A 20758-nucleotide genomic window follows, 5' to 3' on the forward strand; every position below is an offset into this window, starting at 1 on the left:
TTCACGGGGCGGTCGGTTCGTCGTCGAGCAGCTGGGCGAGCGCCTTCTTGTCCAACTTGCCGACGGGGGTGCGCGGCAGGTCGCTGAGCGGCCGCACGTCGTCGACCGTCTTGTAGGCGGCGAGGCCGCGGTCGGACAGGTACGCCGCCAGGTCCCTTCGGGTGGGCACGGTGGACCCGGCGGGCACGATGAAGGCGACGGAGCGCTCGCCGAGGACCGGGTCCGGCGCGGGCACCAGCGCGACCGACCGGATCGCCGGGTGGGCCTGCAGGTGGCCTTCCACCTCGGGCGCGGCGAACTTCTCCCCCGCCCGCTGGATCTGGTCCTTCCGGCGGCCCACCACGACGATGTGTCCCGACGGCAGACGGCGCACGAGATCGCCTGTGCGGTAGTACCCGTCGACGAACGCGGTGGCGTTGTGCTCAGGGGCCCGGTAGTAGCCGCGCAGCGTGTACGGCCCCTTGACGAGCAGTTCACCGACCTCGCCGTCCGGCACGTCGACATCGTGCTCGTCGACCACGCGCAGCTCGTCGGCAGGCGAGACCGGTGTGCCCTGCGTGGTGGCGATGACGTCGGGCGGATCGTCGAGCCGGGTCAGGCACAGCAGGCCCTCGGCCATCCCGAACACCTGCTGGACGGTGCAGTCGAAGCTGTCGATCACCTCGCGGGCCAGGTCCTCGGCCAGCCGGGCGCCGCCGATCTGCAGGACGCGCAGGCTCGACAGGTCCGCTTCCCGGTGCCGCGCCTCGTCGGCCCACACCGGGGCGAGCAGCGGGGTGATCGCCGTGATGGTCACCCGCTCGCGCTCGATCCAGTCGAAGCAACTGGCCGGGTCCTGGGTGTCGGCCAGCACGACCGTCCCACCGACACCCAGCGTGCCCAGCACGCCGGGGCAGTTCATTGTGAAGTTGAAGGCCACCGGCAGGGTCGCCAGGTACACCGTGTCCGTGTCCAGCCGGCACACCTCGGCCGCGGCCCTGGCGTTGTAGAGGTAGTCGTCGTGCGTGCGGGGCACCAGCTTCGGCAGGCCGGTGGTGCCGCCGGAGAGCAGGAGCAGCGCCAGGTCGTCCGGCCGCGCGGAGACGCCGACCGGTCGGGCGCGCGCCGACATGAGGTCGTCCCACGCGATGAACCCGCTGGTCCCCGGTGCGCCGACGACGATGACGTGGCGCACTGCCGAACAGGCAGCGGCGAGGTCGCGGTAGTCGAACCGCGCGTGCACGTCCGGGATCACGTGCGCCACGGCGCGGGTCATGCGGGCGAGGTGGGTGATCTCGGTCCGCCGGTGGCCGGGCTGGGCGTGCACCGGCACCGCGCCGATCTCCTGCAGCGCGAACCACAGCACCACGAACTCGGCGCGGTTCGGCAGTTGCACCAGCACCGCGTCCCCCGCGCCGATCCCGAGTTCGCGCAGGCCGCGGGAGACGACGTCGACCTGTGCGCGGAGTTCGGCGTAGGTCAGCCGCACGCGGTCGTCAACCAGCGCGGTCCGGTCGCCGTACGCGGCCGTCACCCGCGCGAGGAAGCGGGGAAACGTCTCCCCGCGCCAGTAGCCCTCCGCGCGGTAGCGGGCCGCGTCCGCCTCGGGCCAGCCGTTCATCGAGCGAACCCTCCCGTCCTGGCCACGTCGCGCACGAGCAGGGTCAGCCCGTGCTTGGGACGCATGCCGACGAGACCGGTGGGCGTCGCGTCCCTCGACACCAACCAGGGATCGGCGCTCCTGGCGACCTCGGCGAGCGCGGCCTTGACCATGGCCGTCGCCAGCCCGGCCCCGACGCAGCGGTGCGGCCCGCCGCCGAAGGGCAGGTACTCGTGGCGGCGCGGCCGCGCGCGGTCCCAGCGGCCGGGGTCGAAGCGAAGCGCGTCCGTCCACAGTGCCTTGATGCGGTGCGTGTGGTACGGGCTGAACAGCAGCGTGGTCCCGGCCGGGAACCGGTGGCCCGCGAAGGCGAACTCGGTCGCCGCGACCCGCTGGGCGACCGCGGTCGCCGGGTACAGCCGCAGCGTCTCCCGCACCACTTGGTCCAGGTACGGCGGATCGTCCCCCGCGGACGCCTCGCCGACGATGCCGTCCCACACCGCCCGATCGGACAGCGCACAGTGCAGCGCCCAGGCGACCGTCGCCGCCGTGGTCTCCGCCCCGGCCGCCCAGAAGCTGACGAGTTGGTCGCAGACCTCGTCCTGGGTCAGGCCGCCGTCGTCCCGGCTGTCCAGCAGCGCGGACAGCACGTCGGGACCGGACCGGCCGCGCACGCTCTCCTCGGCCACCCACTGCCGGATGACCGCACGGGCGGCGAGAGCGCGTCGCCATGACGGCAGCCCCCGGCCCTGGAGGCTGCGCACCAGGGGGCCTGCGTCGATCGCCTCGTGGATGGCCTGCAGGTGGGCGTTGAGCCCGTCCGCGCGGCGCAGCGCGCCGGGCCCGAAGAGGCATTCCGCGGTGGCGTCCCGCAACGCCGAGCGGAGGCGGGCGTACACCTCGACCACGTCGCCCGGCCGCCAGGTGTCGATCACGGTCTCCACATGCCGCCGCGTGGCGTCCGCGCACGCGGCGAGCCGGTCGGCGGTGAACGCGGGCCGCACCAGCCTGCGCAGCCGCCGGTGCCGGGGCCCGTCGTTGACCACCAGCGCTCCCGGGCCCGCCAGCGATTCCAGGGCGGCGAAGGCGCGCCGCCAGCTGAAGAGCTCGGAGTTGCCGATGACGAACTCGGTGGCCTCGGGACCGAGCAGCAGGGCGAAGCGGACCGGCCCGGCGCCCACCCACGACACCGGGCCGTTGCGCTCATACAGCCGGTCCATCGTGCGGTAGGGGTCGGTGGTGAACCGGGCCAGCGCGGTCAAGGACTGGAGCACGGCGTTCATCGGCGTTCGCCCCGGCCGACGAGGTCCGGCAGGTCGACGCGCTCGGGGGTCGGCGGGCGGATGAGCAGCGGCGGGCCGAGCCGTTCGGTGATGTCGTGCCAGATGGCGGTGACCGTGAGCGCCCACTGGCCCGCCACCGTCGCGCGGTGGCCGTCGGCGATGTCGGCCCTCAGCTCCCCCAGCGCCACTCTGACCGCGTCCGGCCACACCCGGTCGAAGACCTCGCGGAAGGTGGGGCCGTCCGCGTGGCCCAGCGGCTCGGTGCCCGGCACGTCGAGGCGCGCGGTGCCCGGGCCGTCCATGATCAGCCTGCCGGTCTCATCGCGTTCGCTGTGCATGCGCGGGCTCCACAGGACCGGGCCGTGGGTGTCGGCGAGGGTGAGCACACCGGACTCGAAGACCAGCGCGAGCCGGTGCAGCAGCAGGGCGTGGTTGTCGGGGTCGGCCGGGTGGATCTGGTTCTGCACGCGCAGGGACACCGGTGTCGCGCCGATGACCCCGTGCAGGTGGGTGTACGGGCCGGGGGCGTGGGCCAGTCCGTCGAGGACGGCCGGTGGCGGGACCGCGTCGGCGAAGCGCCACGGCCGGGCGCCGCCGACGGCGCGGGCGATCACGTCGACCAGCGGGTACAGCACCTGGGCGCCCGCCGTGGCGTCCACGCACAGCGGCCGGTGTCGGCGCCGCAGGACCTCGGCCGCGTCCAGGAACCGGCGCACGGCCGCCACGTGCGGGTAGAACGCGTTCACCCGGTACCGGACACCGTGGCGGCGGGCGGCGCGCAGGCAGGCCGCCAGCTCATCAGGGTGCAGCAGGTGTTCCTGCAGCACATGGATACCCCTGGCCATCAGGCGTTGGGACAGCTCGGCCCCCGAGCCGCCCGCGACGGCAGCGCGGACGACGACGCAGGCGATGTCGAGGCCGTCGGGCAGTTCGTCGACGTCGCGGTAGCAGGGCACGCCGTAGGCGTCGGCGCACTGCCGCGACGCCGCGCTGCCCCGCGACAGCACGCCCGCCAGGTCGACCGTCGGATCGTCGTGCACGGCACGCAGGTAGACGCGGCCGAACGACGTGCCGCAGACGAGGACGCGGGGTCGGTCCGCGCTGCTCACAACAGCCCCTCCTCGATCACTGTCGCCCCCCGTTCGTGGTCCCGGACGTCGAACACGGGCAGCGCGCCGAGGTCGCGCACGCCTTGCAGCGTCGCTTCGGGGTGCAGGACATCGTCGGCGTAGTGCAGGCCGCGGGGGATCTCCCCGTTCACCACCGCGCGGACGGTCAGCGCGGCGGTCGCGGCGGTCAGCTCGAAGCTGCTGCCCGTCTTCAGCACCGCGGTGCGTCCGGCCGTCCCGGAGCACAGCGTGAAGGCCATGAGGTAATAGGGGTCCTGGCCCGCGCGATCCACCTCGCCCGCCGCCATCAGCTCGTCCACGGCCGCGTCGAGCGCGGCGGGGTCGCGCGGCACGCGCCCGCGCAGCCGGGTCAGGGCGGGCCGCAGGCGGGTTCCGGTGAACACGTTGAACCAGTCGAGCGCCGCAAGACCGGTCGTCCGCGCCAGGCGGGCGCTGTCGGCGGTGAGGAACGGCATCAGGCCGACCCGGCCGGGGAAGTGCGGCAGCTCGACGTCCTCGGCGGGCGCGAGCGCGCCGGAGACCGGACGGCCGTCCCGCCACGCGGCAAGGGCCTCGCCGTACCAGTGGCCGCCGCGCCCAGTGCTGTCGAGCCCAGTGCTGTCGAGCCCAGTGGGGTCGAGCCCGGTGCTGTCGACCGAGAGCACCAGGTCGCCCGCCGACGCGCGGCCGAACCGCTCGATCCCGCCCGCGTGCACGACCAGTTCCGCGCCCGCGAGGCTGACGCCCGCCGCCAGCACGCGGGGCACCAGGTTCGCCAGCCCCGGCAGCATGCCCGCGGAGAGGACCACGCAGGTGCCCGGGTCCGACCCGGCCAGCAGGTGGTAGGCCGGTTGGTCCCCGGACACGTCGACATAGTGGGCGCCCGCGGCGAGCGCCGCCCTGGCCACCCGGTCCAGCAACAGGTAGGACGGCCCGGCGCAGTTGAGCACCAGGTCGGCGTCGGCGCAGAAGCGCGCCAACGACACGGGGTCGTCGGCGTCGACGTGGACCGGCTCGGCGAAGCCGTCCCGGGGCGGTGTGTGACGGAAGCCCGCCCGCACCTCGCCCACGCCCAGCTCCCGCAGCATGCCCACCGCCGCCCGCCCCACCAGCCCGGCGGCCCCGAGGACCGCGACGGACGCGCTCACCCACCACCCCCGGTCAGCAGCGTGCCCAGGCCCTCGGCCGACACGCAGCCGAAGTGGTCGCCGGGGATGTCGCGCACGGTCAGCTCGCCCACGCAGATCCGCTGCCAGAACGCGCCGACGTCGGCGCGGGTTCCGGGCAGGAGTGTCGACGAGTCGCTGTTGCGCAGCAGGGTGACCGGGCCGAGATAGGGCTCCGGGACGTGATGGGACACCGCGAGCATGGTGTGCCGGAACACGTCGAGGAGCCGGGTGAACTCGGCCAGGTTCTGCTCACCGAGGTGGTAGGCCCCGGTCCCGCGCGTGGCCCGGTGCAGCGCGGCGACGCGGTCCTCGCGGGAGCGTGCCGCCAGCGCCCGGAAGCGCTCGCCGATCTCGTCGTGCTGGCCGGTGAGGCTCGCGAGCGCGCCGTCCGGGACGCACTGCGGCGACTCGTCCAGGATGGCGCGGACGGCGCCGCCGAAGGCGTCGGCGTCGGCTGGCAGCCCGGCCGCCGTCATGTCGACCCCTGCGGCGAGGGCGAACACGTACTCCACCAGCAACTCGTCGTGGACCGCTGGCGGACGGTAGGAGCTGATCACGGTCAGCTCGTCCACCGTGGCCCCGGCCTCGGTGAGCGTGCGCGCGATCTCGGTGGCGAGCAGCCCGCCCACGCAGTAGCCGATGAGCCGGAACCGCTCCCCCACGCCGAGGAGGCTCTCGGCGTAGTCCGCCGCGAGCCGGTCGATGACCACCTCGGCGGGCAGCGCCAGGTACCGGTCGTGCTCGTCGAGCTGCAACCCCGCCAGCCTGCCGGGGTACGCGGCCCGCAGGTGCGGCAGGACCGCCCGGTAGGGCTGCAGCGAACCGGACCCGGCGTGCACGAGCACGCAGGCGGCCTGATCGCCGGTCGGGCCGTCCAGCCAGATCAGCCCCGAGGACGTGGCCGCCGCGTCCTGCGACGTCGGCTGGGCGGAGCGCAGGTAGTTGGCAAGTCCCCGGACCGTGGCGTCCCGCAGCAGGTGGCGGAGCAGTTCCGGCCATTCCAGTCCGGCGGCCTCCGGTTCGCGGTCGCGGAGCAGGCCGACCATGCGCGACAGCAGCAGGGAGTCCCCGCCGAGGGAGTAGAAGTCCTTACCCCGGTCCACCTGGTCGACGCCGAGCAGCTCGGCCCACAGCGCGGCGATCCGGCGTTCCAGGTCGTCGGCGGGCTCCTCGCCCGCCACGACGTGGTCACCGGGGTCGGGATCGGCGGCCCAGGCCGTCAGCGTGGAGCGATCGGTCTTGCCGTTGGCGGTCCTCGGGATGGCGTCCACCAGTTCGAGGCGCGGAGGCACCATGTGGTCGGGCAGCCGCCGGGCCAGGTGCGCGCGGAGGTCGTCAGTGGTCAGCCTCGCGCGGTCGGTCTTGAACCGCGCCAGGAACAGCCCCTGCCCCGACGCGGCCAGCGCGTGGTCGGCAGGCGGCAGGCACAGCGGCTCCTCGGCTCCCGCCCGTTCCAGCAGCGTGAGCCACTGGTCCCTGGTGAAGAACGCCTGCCCGGTCTCCTTGCGCAGGTCGGTGAACCGGGTCAGCTCGCTGAAGAACTCGAACTCCATCGACACCAGCAGCGGGAAGTTGTGCCGCTTCGTCGGTTCGAGGAACACCAGCCAGCCGCCCGGGGCCAGCACCTCGCGCAGCCGGGCGAGCACCTCGTCGGCGTCGCGCGAGTTGTGCAGGACGTTGGCGCAGATGATGACGTCCGCGCTGTTGGGCGGCAAGCCCTGCGCGCGGGCGTCGACGTTGATGTCGAAGCGGCCGTAGCGCACCCACGGGTGGTCAGCGAACTTCTCCCGCGCGGCATTGAGGAAGAACTCGGAGATGTCGGTGAACAGGTAGTCCGGCTCGAACTCCGCGAGCGCGGGGATCAGGTCGGTGCTGGTGCCCGCGATCCCGCCGCCGACCTCCACCACCCGCATCCCACCGCGCGGGTGGCCGGACGCGATCGCGCGCACGGCGGCGATCACCATGCGGTGCACGCTGTGGCCCACCAGGTTCTCCCGGTAGACCGCGTGGGCAGCGCCGATCTCGCCGCCGGGGAACAGCAGGTCGCGCACGTCGAGCCTGCCGTCGAGCAGTTCGTCGAGGCGGCTCGCGCAGGTGCGGATGTACTCGAGGGTGGCCGCGCCGTAGCCCACGCGCTCGTTCAGGTCCCCGATGCGCTGCCAGGCCGCGTCGATGTCGGACCCGGTCGCGGGGACGAGATCTCGGTAGCGCCCCGACGCGGGGTCGACGCGCACCGCCCCGGCGTCGGCCAGTGCGGCCATCCACCGGCGCAGCAGGCTGTGCTGTGCTGCCGAGACCCCGGTGGCCTCGGCGATCGCGGCGAGGTCGTGCTGGTCCGTGGTCTCGGCGAACAGCCCGGCGGCGCGCAGGCGGGCCGCGATCGAGAGGACGGCGACCTCGTCCACGGCGCGCATCAGCGCGGTGAAGTCCCCGCCGCCGAGTTCGGCCTCGATCGCCGCCGCGGTCGACGCGGCGGCGGCCGCCACAGCCGGGTCATCGGACGGCACGCCGCGGGCAGGTTCGGCGAACCCGGCCAGCCTGCGGGCGCCCCGGTCGCCGACGGCGACCACGGCCGCGTCGGCGACCGCCGGGTGCGCGCGCGCCGCCGCCTCGATCTCGCCGAGTTCGACGCGGTGGCCGCGGACCTTGACCTGGGTGTCCTCGCGGCCGAGGAACTCGATCGTCCCGTCGGGCAGGTACCGGCCCAGGTCGCCGGTGCGGTAGAGGCGTTCCCCGGTGCGCGGGTGCGTCACGAACCGCGCCGCCGTGCGCTCGGCGTCGCCGAGGTAGCCCTCGGCCAGGCCCATGCCGCCGATGTGGAGGTCGCCCGGCACGTAGTCCGGGCAGTCCTGACCGGCGGCGTCGAGGACGTGGAAGGTCTGGTTCTCCAGCGGCGATCCGTACGGGATGCTCCGCCAGTGCGGGGGTACCTCGTCGATCGGGTGCCAGATGGACCAGATCGCGGCCTCGGTGGCCCCGCCGAGGCTCACCACGCGCAGGCCGGGGTGCCGCGCATGCACGCGGCCCGGCAGCTCGACGGGGATCCAGTCGCCCGACAGCATGGCCAGGCGGAGGCAGGTGAGGTCGGCCGCGGGCTCGGACTCCAGGTAGTCCCACAGCATCTGCAGTTGGGCGGGCACGCTGTTCCAGAGCGTCACGCCGTGCTCGGCGATCAGCGCGGCCCAGTGCGACGGGTCGCCCGCGCGGTCGTCGTCGGGCAGCACGAGGCCGCCGCCCGCGCCGAGCACCCCGAACACGTCCCACACCGACAGGTCGAAGCCGAGACCGGCGACGCCGAGCACCCGGTCTCCTGAGCCGACCTCGAAGCGGCGGTTGATGTCGTCGATGGTGTTGGCGGCGGCCCGGTGGCTGATCACCACGCCCTTCGGGTCGCCGGTCGTCCCCGAGGTGTAGATGACGTAGGCGGGGGCGGCGGGCGAGGTGTCCACCGCGGGCGGGACGGCGGCGCGGGCCTCTTCGGCGAGGTCGACGACGACTGAGGGCACCGGCAGGCCGTCCGCCGAGCCGTCGCCGGGCCGCACCACCGCGAGCCGGACACCGGCGTCGCGCAGCACGCGATCGCGCCGCACGGCGGGCTGGCCCGCGTCAACGGGCACGTACACCGCGCCCGCGGCCAGGATGCCCAGGACGGCGACGACCTGTTCGGCCCCCTTGCCCATGACGACCGCGACCCGCTCGCCCGCCGCGCAGCCCTGGGCGCGCAGCCGCTCGGCGAGAACGGCCGCTCGGTCCGCGAGTTCGCCGAAGGTCAGCGTGGTCCTGCCCGCCACGACCGCGACGGCGTCGGGCCGCTCGGCGGCGCGGGCGAACACCGGCTCGTGCAGCAGGCGCGCCTGCCGGTCGACCGCGGTGTCGTTGACCCGGCGGCGCCGGGCCGACTGGTCGGCGGGCAGGGGCACCGGGAAGCGGGAGCCCCAGGAGCGGTCGTCGGTCGCCAGGTCCGCCACCAGTGCGGCGAAGGCGGCGAACGCGTCGGCGGCCAGGCTCCCGGGCAGGACGCCGCGCCGCACGTCCCAGGCGAGCATGAGCCCGCCGTCGTGCTCGGCGACCTGGCAGTCCACCCACACCTGCGGGGTCTCGGTGAGACCGCGGCGAACCCGAGGAGCAGGCGCCGACGCGGCGACGCCGGACCCCGCGATGCCGATCCCCTCGGTGCCGGACCCGACAATGCCGGACCCCGCGGTGCCCGACCCCGCAATGCCCGCCCCCGCGGTGCCCGACCCCGCAATGCCCGCCCCCGCGGTGCCCGACCCCGCGGTGCCGATCCCCGCAATGCCGGTCGCCGCCGTGCTGGTCCCCGCCGTGCTGGTCCCCGGCGTGCCGAATCCCACCGTGCTGGTGAACACCACCGGCATCAGCGCGGGCCGCCCGGCGGTGCGGGCCAGTTCGGCCAGCACGTCCACGCCGGTGAACAGGCGGTGGTCGAGGTCGTCGAACAGGCGGGCGGAGAGCGCCCGGGCCCGCTCGGCGAAGCCGTCGGCAGCGTCGAGGTCGACGGCGAGGAGCGAGACCGAGGTGAAGTCGCCGACGAGGTCGTCGATGTCGTCGTGCAGCGGCCACCTGGTGACGATCGGCAGGTTGAGGGTGAACCGGCGGTGGCGGCTCCAGCGGCCGACGACCTCGGCGTAGGCGGTGAGCACGACCGCGGAGACGGTGAGGCCGTGCCGGGCCGCCCTGTCCCGCAGACCGGCCAGCTCGGCGGCGGTGAGCGTGTGGTGGTGCCGGTCGAAGCGCGCCGGGCCGTCGTGTCGTTCGGCGAGCGGGAGCTCCGGGGCGGGCGGGAGGTCGGCGATCCGGTCGAGCCAGTAGTCGCGGTCGCGGTGGTAGCGCGGGGTGTCCCGCAGCCCGTGCTCGGCGAGGACGTAGTCGCGGAAGGTGATGGCGGGCGGCGGGGCGGGTTCCCCGCCGTGGACCAGACCGTCCAGTTCGGACAGCAGGGCGCGCAGGCTCGCCGCGTCGACGACCAGCAGCTCGACGGCGAGATGGGCGATCACGCCCGCGTCGGTCACGGTCGTCCGCAGCGCGAACAGCGGCCAGCGCGCGGGATCATCGACCCGCCCGGTCATCTCGTCGCGGCAGCGGTCCAGGTGAACCGCCAGCCGCCGGGCGTCGGCGCCGCGCAGATCCGAGACCGGGACGCGGTAGTGGTCGACCTCCGGGAGCACCCGCTGGTAGCCGTCCGGGTGGACGACGGCGCGGAGCATGTCGTGCCGGGCGACGAGCTGGTTCCAGGCCCGCTCGACGTCGTCCGGCCCGACTCCGGGGAACTCGACCTCCAGGTAGCTCCGACAGGCGACGCCGCCGTGGTCGTATGCGCTGGTGCGCCCGAGCAGGTAGGCCGACTGCACGGGGGTGAGCGGGAACGGCTCGTGCCTGCCCTCGGGGTCGGCGCTCAGCCTGGGCAGCGCCGAACGGCCGTCGAGCAGGCGCAGCACCTCGGCCTTGTGCTCGGCGAGGACCGCGCGCCGCTCGCCGGTGAGCACCCCGCGCGGCGCGCGGAAGCGCAGGGCGTCGCCGTCGGCCCACAGGCGCACGCCGAGGTCTTCCAGTTCGACCAGCAGATCGCCGACGTTCACAGGCTGCCCTCCTCCGGCTCGGATCCCACGCCCTGCTCGGCGACGGCCCGATCGATGGCCCGTACCAGATGGGCGATGGTGGGGTCGGCGAAGAAATCGCGCAGGGACAAGGCGACGCCGTAGGCGCCGCGCACCCGTTGGGTCAGCCGGGTGGCGCTGAGCGAGTCGCCGCCGAGCGCGAAGAAGTTGTCCTCCGCGCCGCGCGGCTCCCGGCCGAGCAGGTCGCGCCACATCGCGGCGAGCGCGCGTCCGCGTTCGCCGACGATCTCCGACTCGGATGCCACGGCGGGCTCGGCCTCCCGACCGGCCAGCGCGACACGGTCGATCTTGCCGTTGGGCGTCAGCGGGAACCCCTCCACCGGGACCACCCTGGGAATGGCGTGGGCGGGCAGGCGGTCGGCGAGGAACCGCGGCAGGTCGGCGAGCGAGCCGCTCTCCGTGGGCCGCACGAAGGCGACCAGCCGCCTGGCGTCCCGGTCGCCGACGGCGACGGTCACCGCGCGGTCGACGCCGGGGTGCGCCGAGACGGCGGCGTCGACCTCGCCGAGTTCGAGCCGGTGGCCGCGGATCTTGACCTGGTCGTCGCGCCTGCCCAGGAACTCCAGCGTGCCGTCCGGCCAGTAGCGGCCGATGTCGCCGGTGCGGTACCAGACCGTGCCGTCGTGCTCGACGAACCGGGCGGAGGTGAGGTCGGGCGCGTTCCGGTAGCCGCGGGCCACGCCGTCGCCCCCGATCCACAGTTCGCCCGGCACCCAGTCCGGCCGGTCGCGGCCCTCCTCGTCCACGACCCGGAACCGCTGATTGCGCAACGGGAATCCGTAGGGAACCGACACCCAGTCCGGTGCGACGGCATGGACGTCGTAGGCGTTGGACCAGATCGACGCCTCGGTCGCCCCGCCGAGGGCGACCAGCGCGCAATCGGGGTTCGCGGTCTGCGCGCGGAGCCTGCCCGGCAGGTCCAGCCCCACCCAGTCCCCGGACAGCAGCACCAGCCGCAGCGAGTCCGGCAGGTCGTCCCCGGTGGAGAGCAGCATGTCGAACACCGCGGGGACGCTGTTCCACACCGTCACCCGGTGCTCGTGCGCCAGCCGCAGCCAGCGCTGCGGGTCGCGGCGTTCGGCCTCCGCGATGCAGACCACCGCGCCGCCCGCGCCGAGCAGCCCGAACACGTCGAACACCGACAGGTCGAAGTCGACGGCCGACACCGCGAGGACGCGGTCGTCCGGCCCGAGGTGGTACCGGTGAACCAGGTCGTCGACGGTGTTGACGGCACTGCGATGCCGGATCTCGACGCCCTTGGGCTCCCCGGTGGAGCCGGAGGTGAAGATGACGTAGGCCAGCCCGCCCGGTTCGTCGCAGACGTCGTCCACGGGCGGATATGCCGCAGCGCCTCCGATCCCCAGGCGCCGCACGCCCTCCGGCGGAGTGACGTCGTCGTCGCCCAGCAGGAACCTGACCCCGCCGCGGTCGAGGACGCGCTGGACGCGCAGCGGCGGGTGCCCGACGGCGACCGGCACGTAGGCGGCCCCTGCGGCCAGCACACCGAGCAGGGCCGCGATCTGCTCCGGCCCCCTCGGCAGGCACACCGCGACCGGCTCGCCGGCGGCGACGCCGTGCGCGAGCAGCATCCCGGCGACGCGCCGCGCGTGGTCGGCCAGTTCGGCGTAGGTCAGCTCGCCGCCGTCGTGGACGAGCGCGACCCGGTCGGGGTGGGCGGCGGCCTGGGCGAAGAACGCGCCGTGCAGCAGCCCGCCGCCGAGAGTGCTCTCCGGCTCGGGTCCCGCCGTGTCGTTGACCCGCTCACGCACCGCCCGTTGGGCCGAGGGGAGCAGGTCGGGGGGCGCGGCGGCCCAGTCGGCGGTGGCCAGCTCGCGCAGCAGGGCGTGGTAGGCGTCGAACATGGCGTCGACCAGTCCGTCGGGGAACAGCTCGTCGACTGAGTCCCAGCTCAGCAGGAGTCCGTCGGGCAGGTCGATGACCTGGTGGTCGAGCCACACCTGCGGGGTCTGCGACCGCGTGAGGTCGGGCCAGCGCACCGATCGGGCCAGCGCGTCGTCCACGCCCAGCATGCTGGTGAACACGACCGGCACCGGCTCGGCCAGCCGGGCGTTCTCGGTGGCCAGCTCGCGCAGCACGCGGACCGCGGACACCTGCTGGTGGTCGAGGTCGCGCCACACCTGCTGCTGCAGCCGCCGGGCGCGGTCCAGCCAGCTCTCACCGGGCGAGGGCCGGTCGGCGACCAGGAGCAGGGAGGTGAAGTCGCCGACGACGCGGGTGATGTCCGGGTGCACGGGGCGCCGGTCGAACAGCGTCAGGTTCACGGTCAGGTCCCGGCTGGCGCTCCACGTGCCCAGGACGAGGGTGTAGCAGGCGAGCAGCACGACGCTGGGGGTCAGGCCCGCGTCCCGCGCCCGCTCCGTGACGGCCTGCCAGGTCGCGGTGTCGACGCGGCGCTCGCGGCGGGTGAACCGGGGCCGGTCGACCTCGGCGGGCCGGACCCGCAGCGGCAGCCGGGGCCCCGGCGGGAGGTCGGCCATCCGCGCGCGCCAGTAGTCGAGCACCTCGGCGTGGCTGTCGGGGTCGGCCGCGGTGTCGAGCACATAGTCGCGGAAGGAGACCCCGATGGGTGGGAGCTGGGCCTGTGGGTCCTGGTAGAGCCGGTCCCATTCCGACAGCAGCGTGAGGATGCTGAGCCCGTCGGCGATGATGTTGTCGAACACCACGCACAGCCGTGCTCCGCCCTGCCCGGTGACGACCCGCACGTCGAACAGCGGCCACTCGGTCGCCTGGAGAGCGCCGTGGCACAGCTGCTCCCGAACGCGCTCCAGCGTCTCGTCCCGGCACTCGCCTCCCTCCACCACGGTGATGCGGTAGGCGGGCGGGTCGGGCAGGACCCGTTGGGTGCCGTCGGGTTCCACCACCGCGCGCAGCATGTCGTGGCGGGCGATCAGCCGGTTCCACGCCTGTTCCAGTCGGGGCACGTCGAGGTCGGTGTGCTCGTACTCGACGTAGAGCTGGGCGCCGATGCCGCCGAGGGTGAAGTCCGGCAGGCGGCCGAGCCAGTAGGCGGCCTGCACGTCGGTCAGCGGGAACGGGTCATGGCGGTGTTCCTCGTCGGCGACGAGCGCGGCGCGGGCCCGCGCCGTTCCCCGCGTGATGGTCGCCGCGAACTCGTGCAGCACCGGGTGGGTGAACAGGCGGGCGATCTCCGCCCCGACCAGCCCTTCCGCGCGGAGCGCGACCATCAGGCGGGTGGCGACGATGCTGTCGCCGCCCAGGGCGAAGAAGTCGTCGGTGCGGCGGACCCCGTCCACGCCGAGGACCTCACCCCACAGCCGGGCGACCGCCGCCTCCACGGCGTCACCGGGCTCGTCCGATGGCGGCTCGGCGGACGGCGCGTCCTGCTCGACCACGGCGCTCTCCCGCGCCCAGTCCCGCAGCGCCCGGTCGCCGTCGGTCAGCGCGGGTGGCAGCGGGGCCGTCCAGTCGGCGCGGGCCAGTCCCTCGACCATGCGCACGTAGCTGGCGAACATCGCGTCGGCCATGCCCTCGACGAACAGCTCGTCCACCACGTCCCAGTCGACCGCCACTCCCCCGCCGGACGGCGTGACCTTCGCGTCCAGCCACACCTGGGGTGTCTGCGTGACGCCGTAGACCTGCTCGGGGAACGAGCCGGGCAGGTCGAGGGAGACGTCGTCGACGACGCCGAGCACACTGGTGAACACGACGGGGAACGACGCGGACGCCGTGCCGCCGCGCCGGGCCAGCTCGCGCAGCACCCAGACCCCGGACGCTGCCCGGTGCGTCAGGTCGCGGCCCACCTGCTCCTGGAGCCTGCGCGCCGACGCGGCGAACGCCTCCCCGGCGCCGCGCCGGTGCCCGACGAGCAGCAGCGACGCGAAGTCGCCGACGACGCGGTGCACGTCCGGGTGCACATCATCCCGGTCGAAGGCCGTCATGGTGACCGTCAGGTCGGTCTGATCGCTCCACTCGCCGAGCACCTCGAGGTAGCAGGCGAGCAGGACGGCGCTCGGGGTGAGGCCGTGGCCCGCCGCGGCACGGGTCACCGCGGCCCAGGTCGCCGCGTCGAGGTGGTGGCGCAGCCGGTGGAAGACCGGCCTGCCGACCGCGGCGGGCTCCTTCGCGAGGGGAAGTCGGGGAGGCGGCGGAAGGTCGTCGAGGCGCCCGCGCCAGTAGTCCCGGGCCTCGGCGACGCGCCTCGGGTCGGGCGCCGCGTGGAGCAGGTAGTCCCGATAGGACAGATCGAGTGCGGGCAGCCGGGTGTCCGGGTTCGCGCACAGCTCTGCCCATTCGGTGTAGAGCACCATGATGCTGCGTCCGTCCATCACGATGCTGTCCATGCCGACGTACAGGCGGACGCGCTGCCTGCCGCCGCTGACGTAGCGCGCGGCGCGGATCTCGAACAGCGGCCAGGTCCCGACGTCGAAGAGCCGGTGGGACAGCGTCGCGCGCAGCCGGTGCAGCACCGGCTCGGGGTGATCGCCCGCGTCGACCACGGCGATGCGATAGCGCGGGACCTCGGGCAGGATGCGCTGGGTGCCGTCCGCGGCGATGACCGCCCGCAGCATCTCGTGCCGGGCGACGAGCCGGTTCCACGCCTCCTCGACCCGGTCGATGTCGACGTCGTCGCCGTCGAACTCCAGGTAGTAGTGCGAGCCGACACCGCCGAGCGGCAGCCGGGGGTCGCGCCCGATCCAGAACGCCCGCTGCACGTCGGTGAGCGGGAACGGGTCGTGCCGGTGCTCCGGGTCGGCGGGCACGACCGCGGGCGCCGCGGCGGCGCCGGGGGCGAGGAGGGCGGCGAAGTCGCGGAGCACCGGCCTGGCGAACAGGTCGGCGAGGTCGGCGCCGCGCAGGCCGGTGGCGGCGAGCCCGCGCATGAGCCGGGTCGCCAGGAGGCTGTCGCCGCCGAGGGCGAAGAAGTCGTCGTCGAGCCCGACGCGGTCGACGTCGAGCAGGTCGCGCCACAGGTCGGCGACCACGCGCTCGACCGGGCAGCACGGCTCGCGGTGCGCGCGGTCGCCCCGCTCCCGCCCGTCCAGCAGCGCCCGCTGGACCGCCGCCCGATCGATCTTGCCGTTGCGGGTCAGCGGGATCGTCTCGACGACGCGGATGTGCTCGGGCACGAGGTAGCCGGGGACCCGCTCGGCCAGCCAGGCCCGCAGCTCGGCGGGGTCGGTCGGCGCGCTCGTGACCACTGCGGCCGCGAGCTGGCGGGCGGCGGCGCGCACGACGGTCGCCACGGCCTTGTCCACCCGGGGGTGGGCGGCGAGCACCGACTCGATCTCGCCGAGTTCGATGCGGTGGCCGCGGATCTTGACCTGGTGGTCGGTCCGGCCGAGGAACTCGATGGCGCCGTCGGGCCGGTAGCGGGTGAGGTCGCCGGTGCGGTACCAGCGGCGGCCGTCGTGCTCGACGAACCTCTCCTCGGTGCGCGCCCGGTCGCCGCGGTAGCCGTGGGCGAGGCCCGCGCCCCCGACCCACAGCTCCCCGGGCACCCAGTCCGGGCAGTCCCGTCCCCGGCTGTCGGCGACACGGCAGACGACGTTGCGCAGCGGCACGCCGAACGGGACCGAACGCCACGTCGGGTCGACGGCGTCGACCTCGCACAGGGTGGCGTGGATCGCCGCCTCGGTCATCCCGCCCAGGCCCGCGAACCGGCAGCCGGGCGCGAGCTCCCGCAGTCGGCCGGGAAGGTCGACGCCGACCGTGTCGCCGCCGAGCATCACCACCCACAAGTCGCTCCCCAGCCCGTCCTCGGCCGCGGCGACGAGCAGCATGTCGAGCAGCGCGGGAACGGCGCTGACCACGGTGACCCGCCACCGGCGGATCAGCTCGGCCCACGCGGCGGCGTCGCGCCGCTGCGCCTCGTCGAGCACCACCACGCTGCCGCCGAACCCGAGGAAGGCGAACAGGTCGTAGGCGGACAGGTCGAAGTCCAGGGCGGACAGCGCGATCGTGCGGTCGGCCGGGCCGATGCCGAAGTGGTCGTTGACCGCGTCGACGGTGTTGGCCACCGCCCGGTGCGGCACCTCCACGCCCTTGGGCTCCCCGGTCGAGCCGGAGGTGAAGATCACGTACAGCACCGACTCCGGGTCGACCGGGACCGGCGCGGCCAGCGGCTCGACCGCGGCGGCGTCCTCGACCACGACCCGCTCCAGGTCGCACTCCTCGGACACCGACCGGTCGGTGAGCACGTGCCGCGCCCCAGCCGCGCGGAACACCCGGGCCCGGCGGGCGGGTGGGACGTCGACGCCGGAGGGGACGTAGGCGGCCCCGGCGGCGAGCACCCCGAGCACGGCCGCCACCTGGTCGGGCCCCTTCGGCAGGGTGATCCCCACACTGTCGCCCGCCGCGACTCCGCGGTCGCGGAGCAGCCGCGCCACCCGCAGCGCCCGATTGGCCAACTTGCCGTACGACAGCGACCCGTCCCGCCCCCACATCAAGGCCGTGCGCCCGGGGTCGGCCAGCGCGCGGGCGAAGAACCGCTGGTGCAGCGGCACGCCCGGGCCTGCGCCGCCCTCGGTCTGGTTGACCCGCGCTCGGACGGCCCGCTGGGCAGGCGGCAGCATCGGCGGGACCGGCTCGTCCCAGCGCGCCGCGTCGTCGAGCAGGCCCCGGACCAGGCCGACGTAGGCGTCGAACATCGCGTCGAGCACCCCGTCGGGGAAGACTGACTCGCGCGCGTCCCAGTTCAGCATGACGCCGCCGTCGAACTCGATGACCTGGGCGTCGAGCCACACCTGCGGCGCCTGCGACGCGAACCAGCACGGGTCGCCGAAGCGGCGCCGGACCTGCGGGCCGAACAGCTCGCCGAGTTCCAGGGCGCTGGTGTAGACGACCGGCGCGATCACGCGGTCGCCCTCAAGGCGGTTCAGGTCCCGCAGCACCTCGACGCCGGTGTAGGCGGCGTGGCCCGCGCCGTCGCGCAGCCGCGCGCGCAGCCCGCGGGCGCGGTCGGCGAAGGGCATGGTCTCGGACACGTCGACGTCGAGCAGCACCGAGCTGGAGAAGTCGCCGACGAGGCCGTCGACGTCGGGGTGCAGCGGCTCGCGGTCGAAGACCGGCAGGTTCAGCAGGAAGCGGTCTCCCGCGCTCCACTCCGCGACCGTCTCGGCGAACGCCGTCGCCAGGACCGTGGCCGGGGTGAGCCCGTGGCGTGCCGCTTCCGACCGCAGCCGCCCCAGGTCCTCAGTGGACAGCCAGTGGTGGCGCCGGGTCATCCGGGGCGGCCCGTCCTCGTCGACGACCGGCAGCGCGGGCGGACCGGGCAGCAGCGGGAGCCGGTCGGCCCACCAGGCCCGCGCCTCCATCCGCTGGTGTTCGCGGGCGGCGGCGCGCTCGGCGAGGTAGCGGGGGTAGGAGTAGCCCAGCGGGGCGGGCGGGTCGGCGGGATCGTCGTACAGCCCGGCGAGGTCGGCCAACAGGTTGCGCAGGCTCAGCGCGTCCGCGGCGACCATGTCCACGGTGACGTGCAGCCTGGTCGCCCCGGACGGCAGCAGCGTCAGCCCCACGGCGAGCACCCGGCCCTCGGCCATCTCCACGCCGCGGCGCGCCCGGATCGCCGCCAGTTCGGCGTCCGCCTGCCCGTCGGCGGCGGCACGCAGGTCGGTGACGACGAGACCGGGCCACTCGGCGCGCTCCTCGACGCGCTGGGTCCCGTCCGCGCCGATCCGCACCCGCAGCATGCCGTGCCGCTCCACCAGGCCGTGCAGCGCGCGGTCGAGCCGGGCCGGGTCGACGCCCTCGTCCGGGCGGCTGTGGAACTCGGCGTAGAACCGCGCGGGCACACCGCCGCACGGCTGGCTGGGAGCCCGGCCGATCCAGAGCGCGTGCTGCATCGGCGCGAGCGGGAACCACGCGGACTCGTCCACGGCCCCCGCCTGCTGCTGGGCGGCGGGCCCGCGCTCCCGGATGAGCTCCCACCACGCCGCCGGGGTGGGCCGCTCCGCGAGATCCCGGAACCCGGCCCGGATGCCGTGCCTGCGCAGCACGGCGGCCAACCGGATCAGGAAGATCGACTCGACGCCGAGCGCGGTCAGGTCGGCGTCCTCGGTGACCTCGTCGTAGCTCAGCCCGGTCCACTCGCAGACCCGCAGCCGGACCTCGGAGACGTTGCCCGGCAACGCCTCCACGTCCGGTCCGATGTCGACCAAGCGGGGAAGGGGGATACTGTCGGTCATCGCCTCACCTGGTGGGAGCTGCTGGGGCACCGGCGACGACGTCAGCGACGATCGCGCCCTCGCCAGAATGCCGTCGCACGATCATCGATGCTCTCGAGCGAACCCACGTCTACCCGATCGTGGGACCACCGACGAAACAGGACACTCTTCGATTCGTTCCCGGCTACCGAAAACATATGCGCGTGAACGCTTCTGTTGTCGCGACAATCAGAATCTCCATCCGCCGGTCCACTGTCCGGGCACTCTTCCCGCCCTATTGGATGACCAGCCGTTGTGGGGGAAAGGGGTGACGGCTATACCTGGTTCGGAGCTGTCACGCGGCTCGATAACCGCACTTCACAGCGACATACCGGTTCACCGGCAAGGAGGACATGTGGCCACGGACGTGGAAACCCGTAAGCGCGAGGAGATCTTCACCAAGCTCGACACCAACCGGGACGGGACCATCGACGAGAACGACATCCGCGAGCACATCACCCATTTCCTGAGCAAGTACAACATCTCCGCGGACTCGCCCCAGGCGCGCAAGGCCATGGACACGGCCAAGCAGATCTGGCAGAAGCTGGGCAGCCGGGGCGACGGCTCGGCGATCACCAAGGAGACCTACGTCCAGTCGATGGACCAGGACCTGGTGGAGAACGCCTACATCCCGCTGAACTCCGTCTTCTTCGACGTCGTCGACAGCGACCACGACGGCAAGATCAGCGAGAGCGAGTTGGTCAGCGCCCTCCAGCGCGACGGCCTGTCCGCCGACAACGTCCGGGAGGCGTTCCAGCGGATGGACCGGGACAAGGACGGCGACATCACCCGGCAGGAGTGGGACCAGGCCGTCCGGGAGATGCTGCTGAGCTCCGACCCGAACGCGCCCGGCAGCATCATGCTCGGCGCCTGAACGACCTCCTGCCCCGACCGCGCCGAGAGCCCGTCCGGAGCCTCGACGCCAGCACGACCGGTCGTCCCGTCGGCACAACCTGACCGGATCGCCGCGAACGACCGACGCCGGTCGGAGGCGCAGCGCCTCCGACCGGCCGCTCAGGTGGCTCCGCTCACCCCGCGGGCGTCCGGGCCGGACACGGAGCGCGCAGCACCCCGATGTGCCCGGCGACGTGCTCGACGGCCAGACCGGTCTCCTCCGCCAGGTTCTCGACGCCGAAGGTGTGCCACTCGCTGGTGTTCCGCACGACCCTCGGTTCGGTCGCGGCGCCGCTGACCGTCCACGTCGACGTCAGGCGCATGATGTCGCCGCCGACCGGTTCGCCGGTCATCCACGCCTCGTAGGTGAGCTCGCCGATCCGCTCGCGGGCGAGGTTCATCCGCGCCAGCGGCGCGGGCCGGGCGATCGGCAGCAGCTCCACCACCACCGGTGCGCCCGGCGCCAGCCGGGGCAGCGCGCGGTCCCACAGCGCGCGCCGCTCGTCGGGGTCGAGGTAGCCCAGGACGCCGAAGAGCACCAGCGCCGAGATCGGGTCGGGCAGGGCGACCGTCTCCGCTGGCTCGGCCATGATGGTGACCCGGCCGCGGAGATCGTCGTCGCCGATCACCGCGTGTGTGAGCACCGCCCGCATCCCGGGCGCGGGCTCACACGCCACGATCGGCGTGCCCGGCAGGGCGTCGGCGATGATGCGGACCGTGCGGCCCGTTCCCGACCCGATGTCGACCGCCGTGCCCACGGCAGGGTCCACATCGGAGAGAGCGGCCCGCAGCACCCGCTCCCCCTCGGGGTGCGCTCGCGGGACGAGATCGTAGAACTCGGCCACCGACGAGCAGAAGTCCTGCATTCGCATACCTCCCGGCAGTTGTGCGGCGAATCGTGTCCG

8 protein-coding genes are annotated in these 20758 nt (G+C 74.1%); 1 reads left to right on the forward strand and 7 read right to left on the reverse strand.

Annotated features, from left to right (window positions below):
- Position 1: 1 nt before the first annotated feature.
- From Actkin_RS16465 to Actkin_RS16490, 6 genes are read right to left on the reverse strand one after another with little or no spacing between them, the layout of a single operon-like run.
- Positions 2-1600 (reverse strand): (2,3-dihydroxybenzoyl)adenylate synthase, encoded by a 1599-nt coding sequence (locus Actkin_RS16465; RefSeq protein WP_258903276.1) that lies wholly within the window; start codon positions 1598-1600, stop codon positions 2-4.
- A complete protein-coding gene (locus Actkin_RS16470) occupies positions 1597-2862 on the reverse strand; it encodes a cytochrome P450 (protein ID WP_258903277.1) in 1266 nt (421 codons plus the stop codon). The genes Actkin_RS16465 and Actkin_RS16470 overlap by 4 nt, the downstream gene beginning before the upstream one ends.
- A complete protein-coding gene (locus Actkin_RS16475) occupies positions 2859-3971 on the reverse strand; it encodes a Gfo/Idh/MocA family oxidoreductase (RefSeq protein WP_258903278.1) in 1113 nt (370 codons plus the stop codon). The genes Actkin_RS16470 and Actkin_RS16475 overlap by 4 nt, the downstream gene beginning before the upstream one ends.
- Entirely contained in the window at positions 3968-5119 is a 1152-nt protein-coding gene (locus Actkin_RS16480) for a saccharopine dehydrogenase NADP-binding domain-containing protein (protein ID WP_258903279.1), read from the reverse strand. Before Actkin_RS16480 ends, Actkin_RS16475 begins: the two co-directional genes overlap by 4 nt.
- Entirely contained in the window at positions 5116-10737 is a 5622-nt protein-coding gene (locus tag Actkin_RS16485) for a non-ribosomal peptide synthetase (protein WP_258903280.1), read from the reverse strand. The genes Actkin_RS16480 and Actkin_RS16485 overlap by 4 nt, the downstream gene beginning before the upstream one ends.
- Complete coding sequence (locus tag Actkin_RS16490; RefSeq protein WP_258903281.1) at positions 10734-18941, reverse strand: non-ribosomal peptide synthetase; 8208 nt, start codon at positions 18939-18941, stop codon at positions 10734-10736. The genes Actkin_RS16485 and Actkin_RS16490 overlap by 4 nt, the downstream gene beginning before the upstream one ends.
- A gap of 373 nt (positions 18942-19314) precedes the next feature.
- On the opposite strand from Actkin_RS16490, the gene Actkin_RS16495 reads away from it, so the two are divergent.
- Entirely contained in the window at positions 19315-19833 is a 519-nt protein-coding gene (locus tag Actkin_RS16495; RefSeq protein ID WP_189210440.1) for an EF-hand domain-containing protein, read from the forward strand.
- A gap of 154 nt (positions 19834-19987) precedes the next feature.
- On the opposite strand, the gene Actkin_RS16500 is transcribed toward Actkin_RS16495, so the two are convergent.
- Entirely contained in the window at positions 19988-20725 is a 738-nt protein-coding gene (locus Actkin_RS16500) for a class I SAM-dependent methyltransferase (RefSeq protein ID WP_258903282.1), read from the reverse strand.
- Between the last annotated feature and the right edge of the window lie 33 nt (positions 20726-20758).

It is taken from the genome of Actinokineospora sp. UTMC 2448 (genome assembly GCF_024760565.1).
GTDB lineage: Bacteria > Actinomycetota > Actinomycetes > Mycobacteriales > Pseudonocardiaceae > Actinokineospora > Actinokineospora fastidiosa.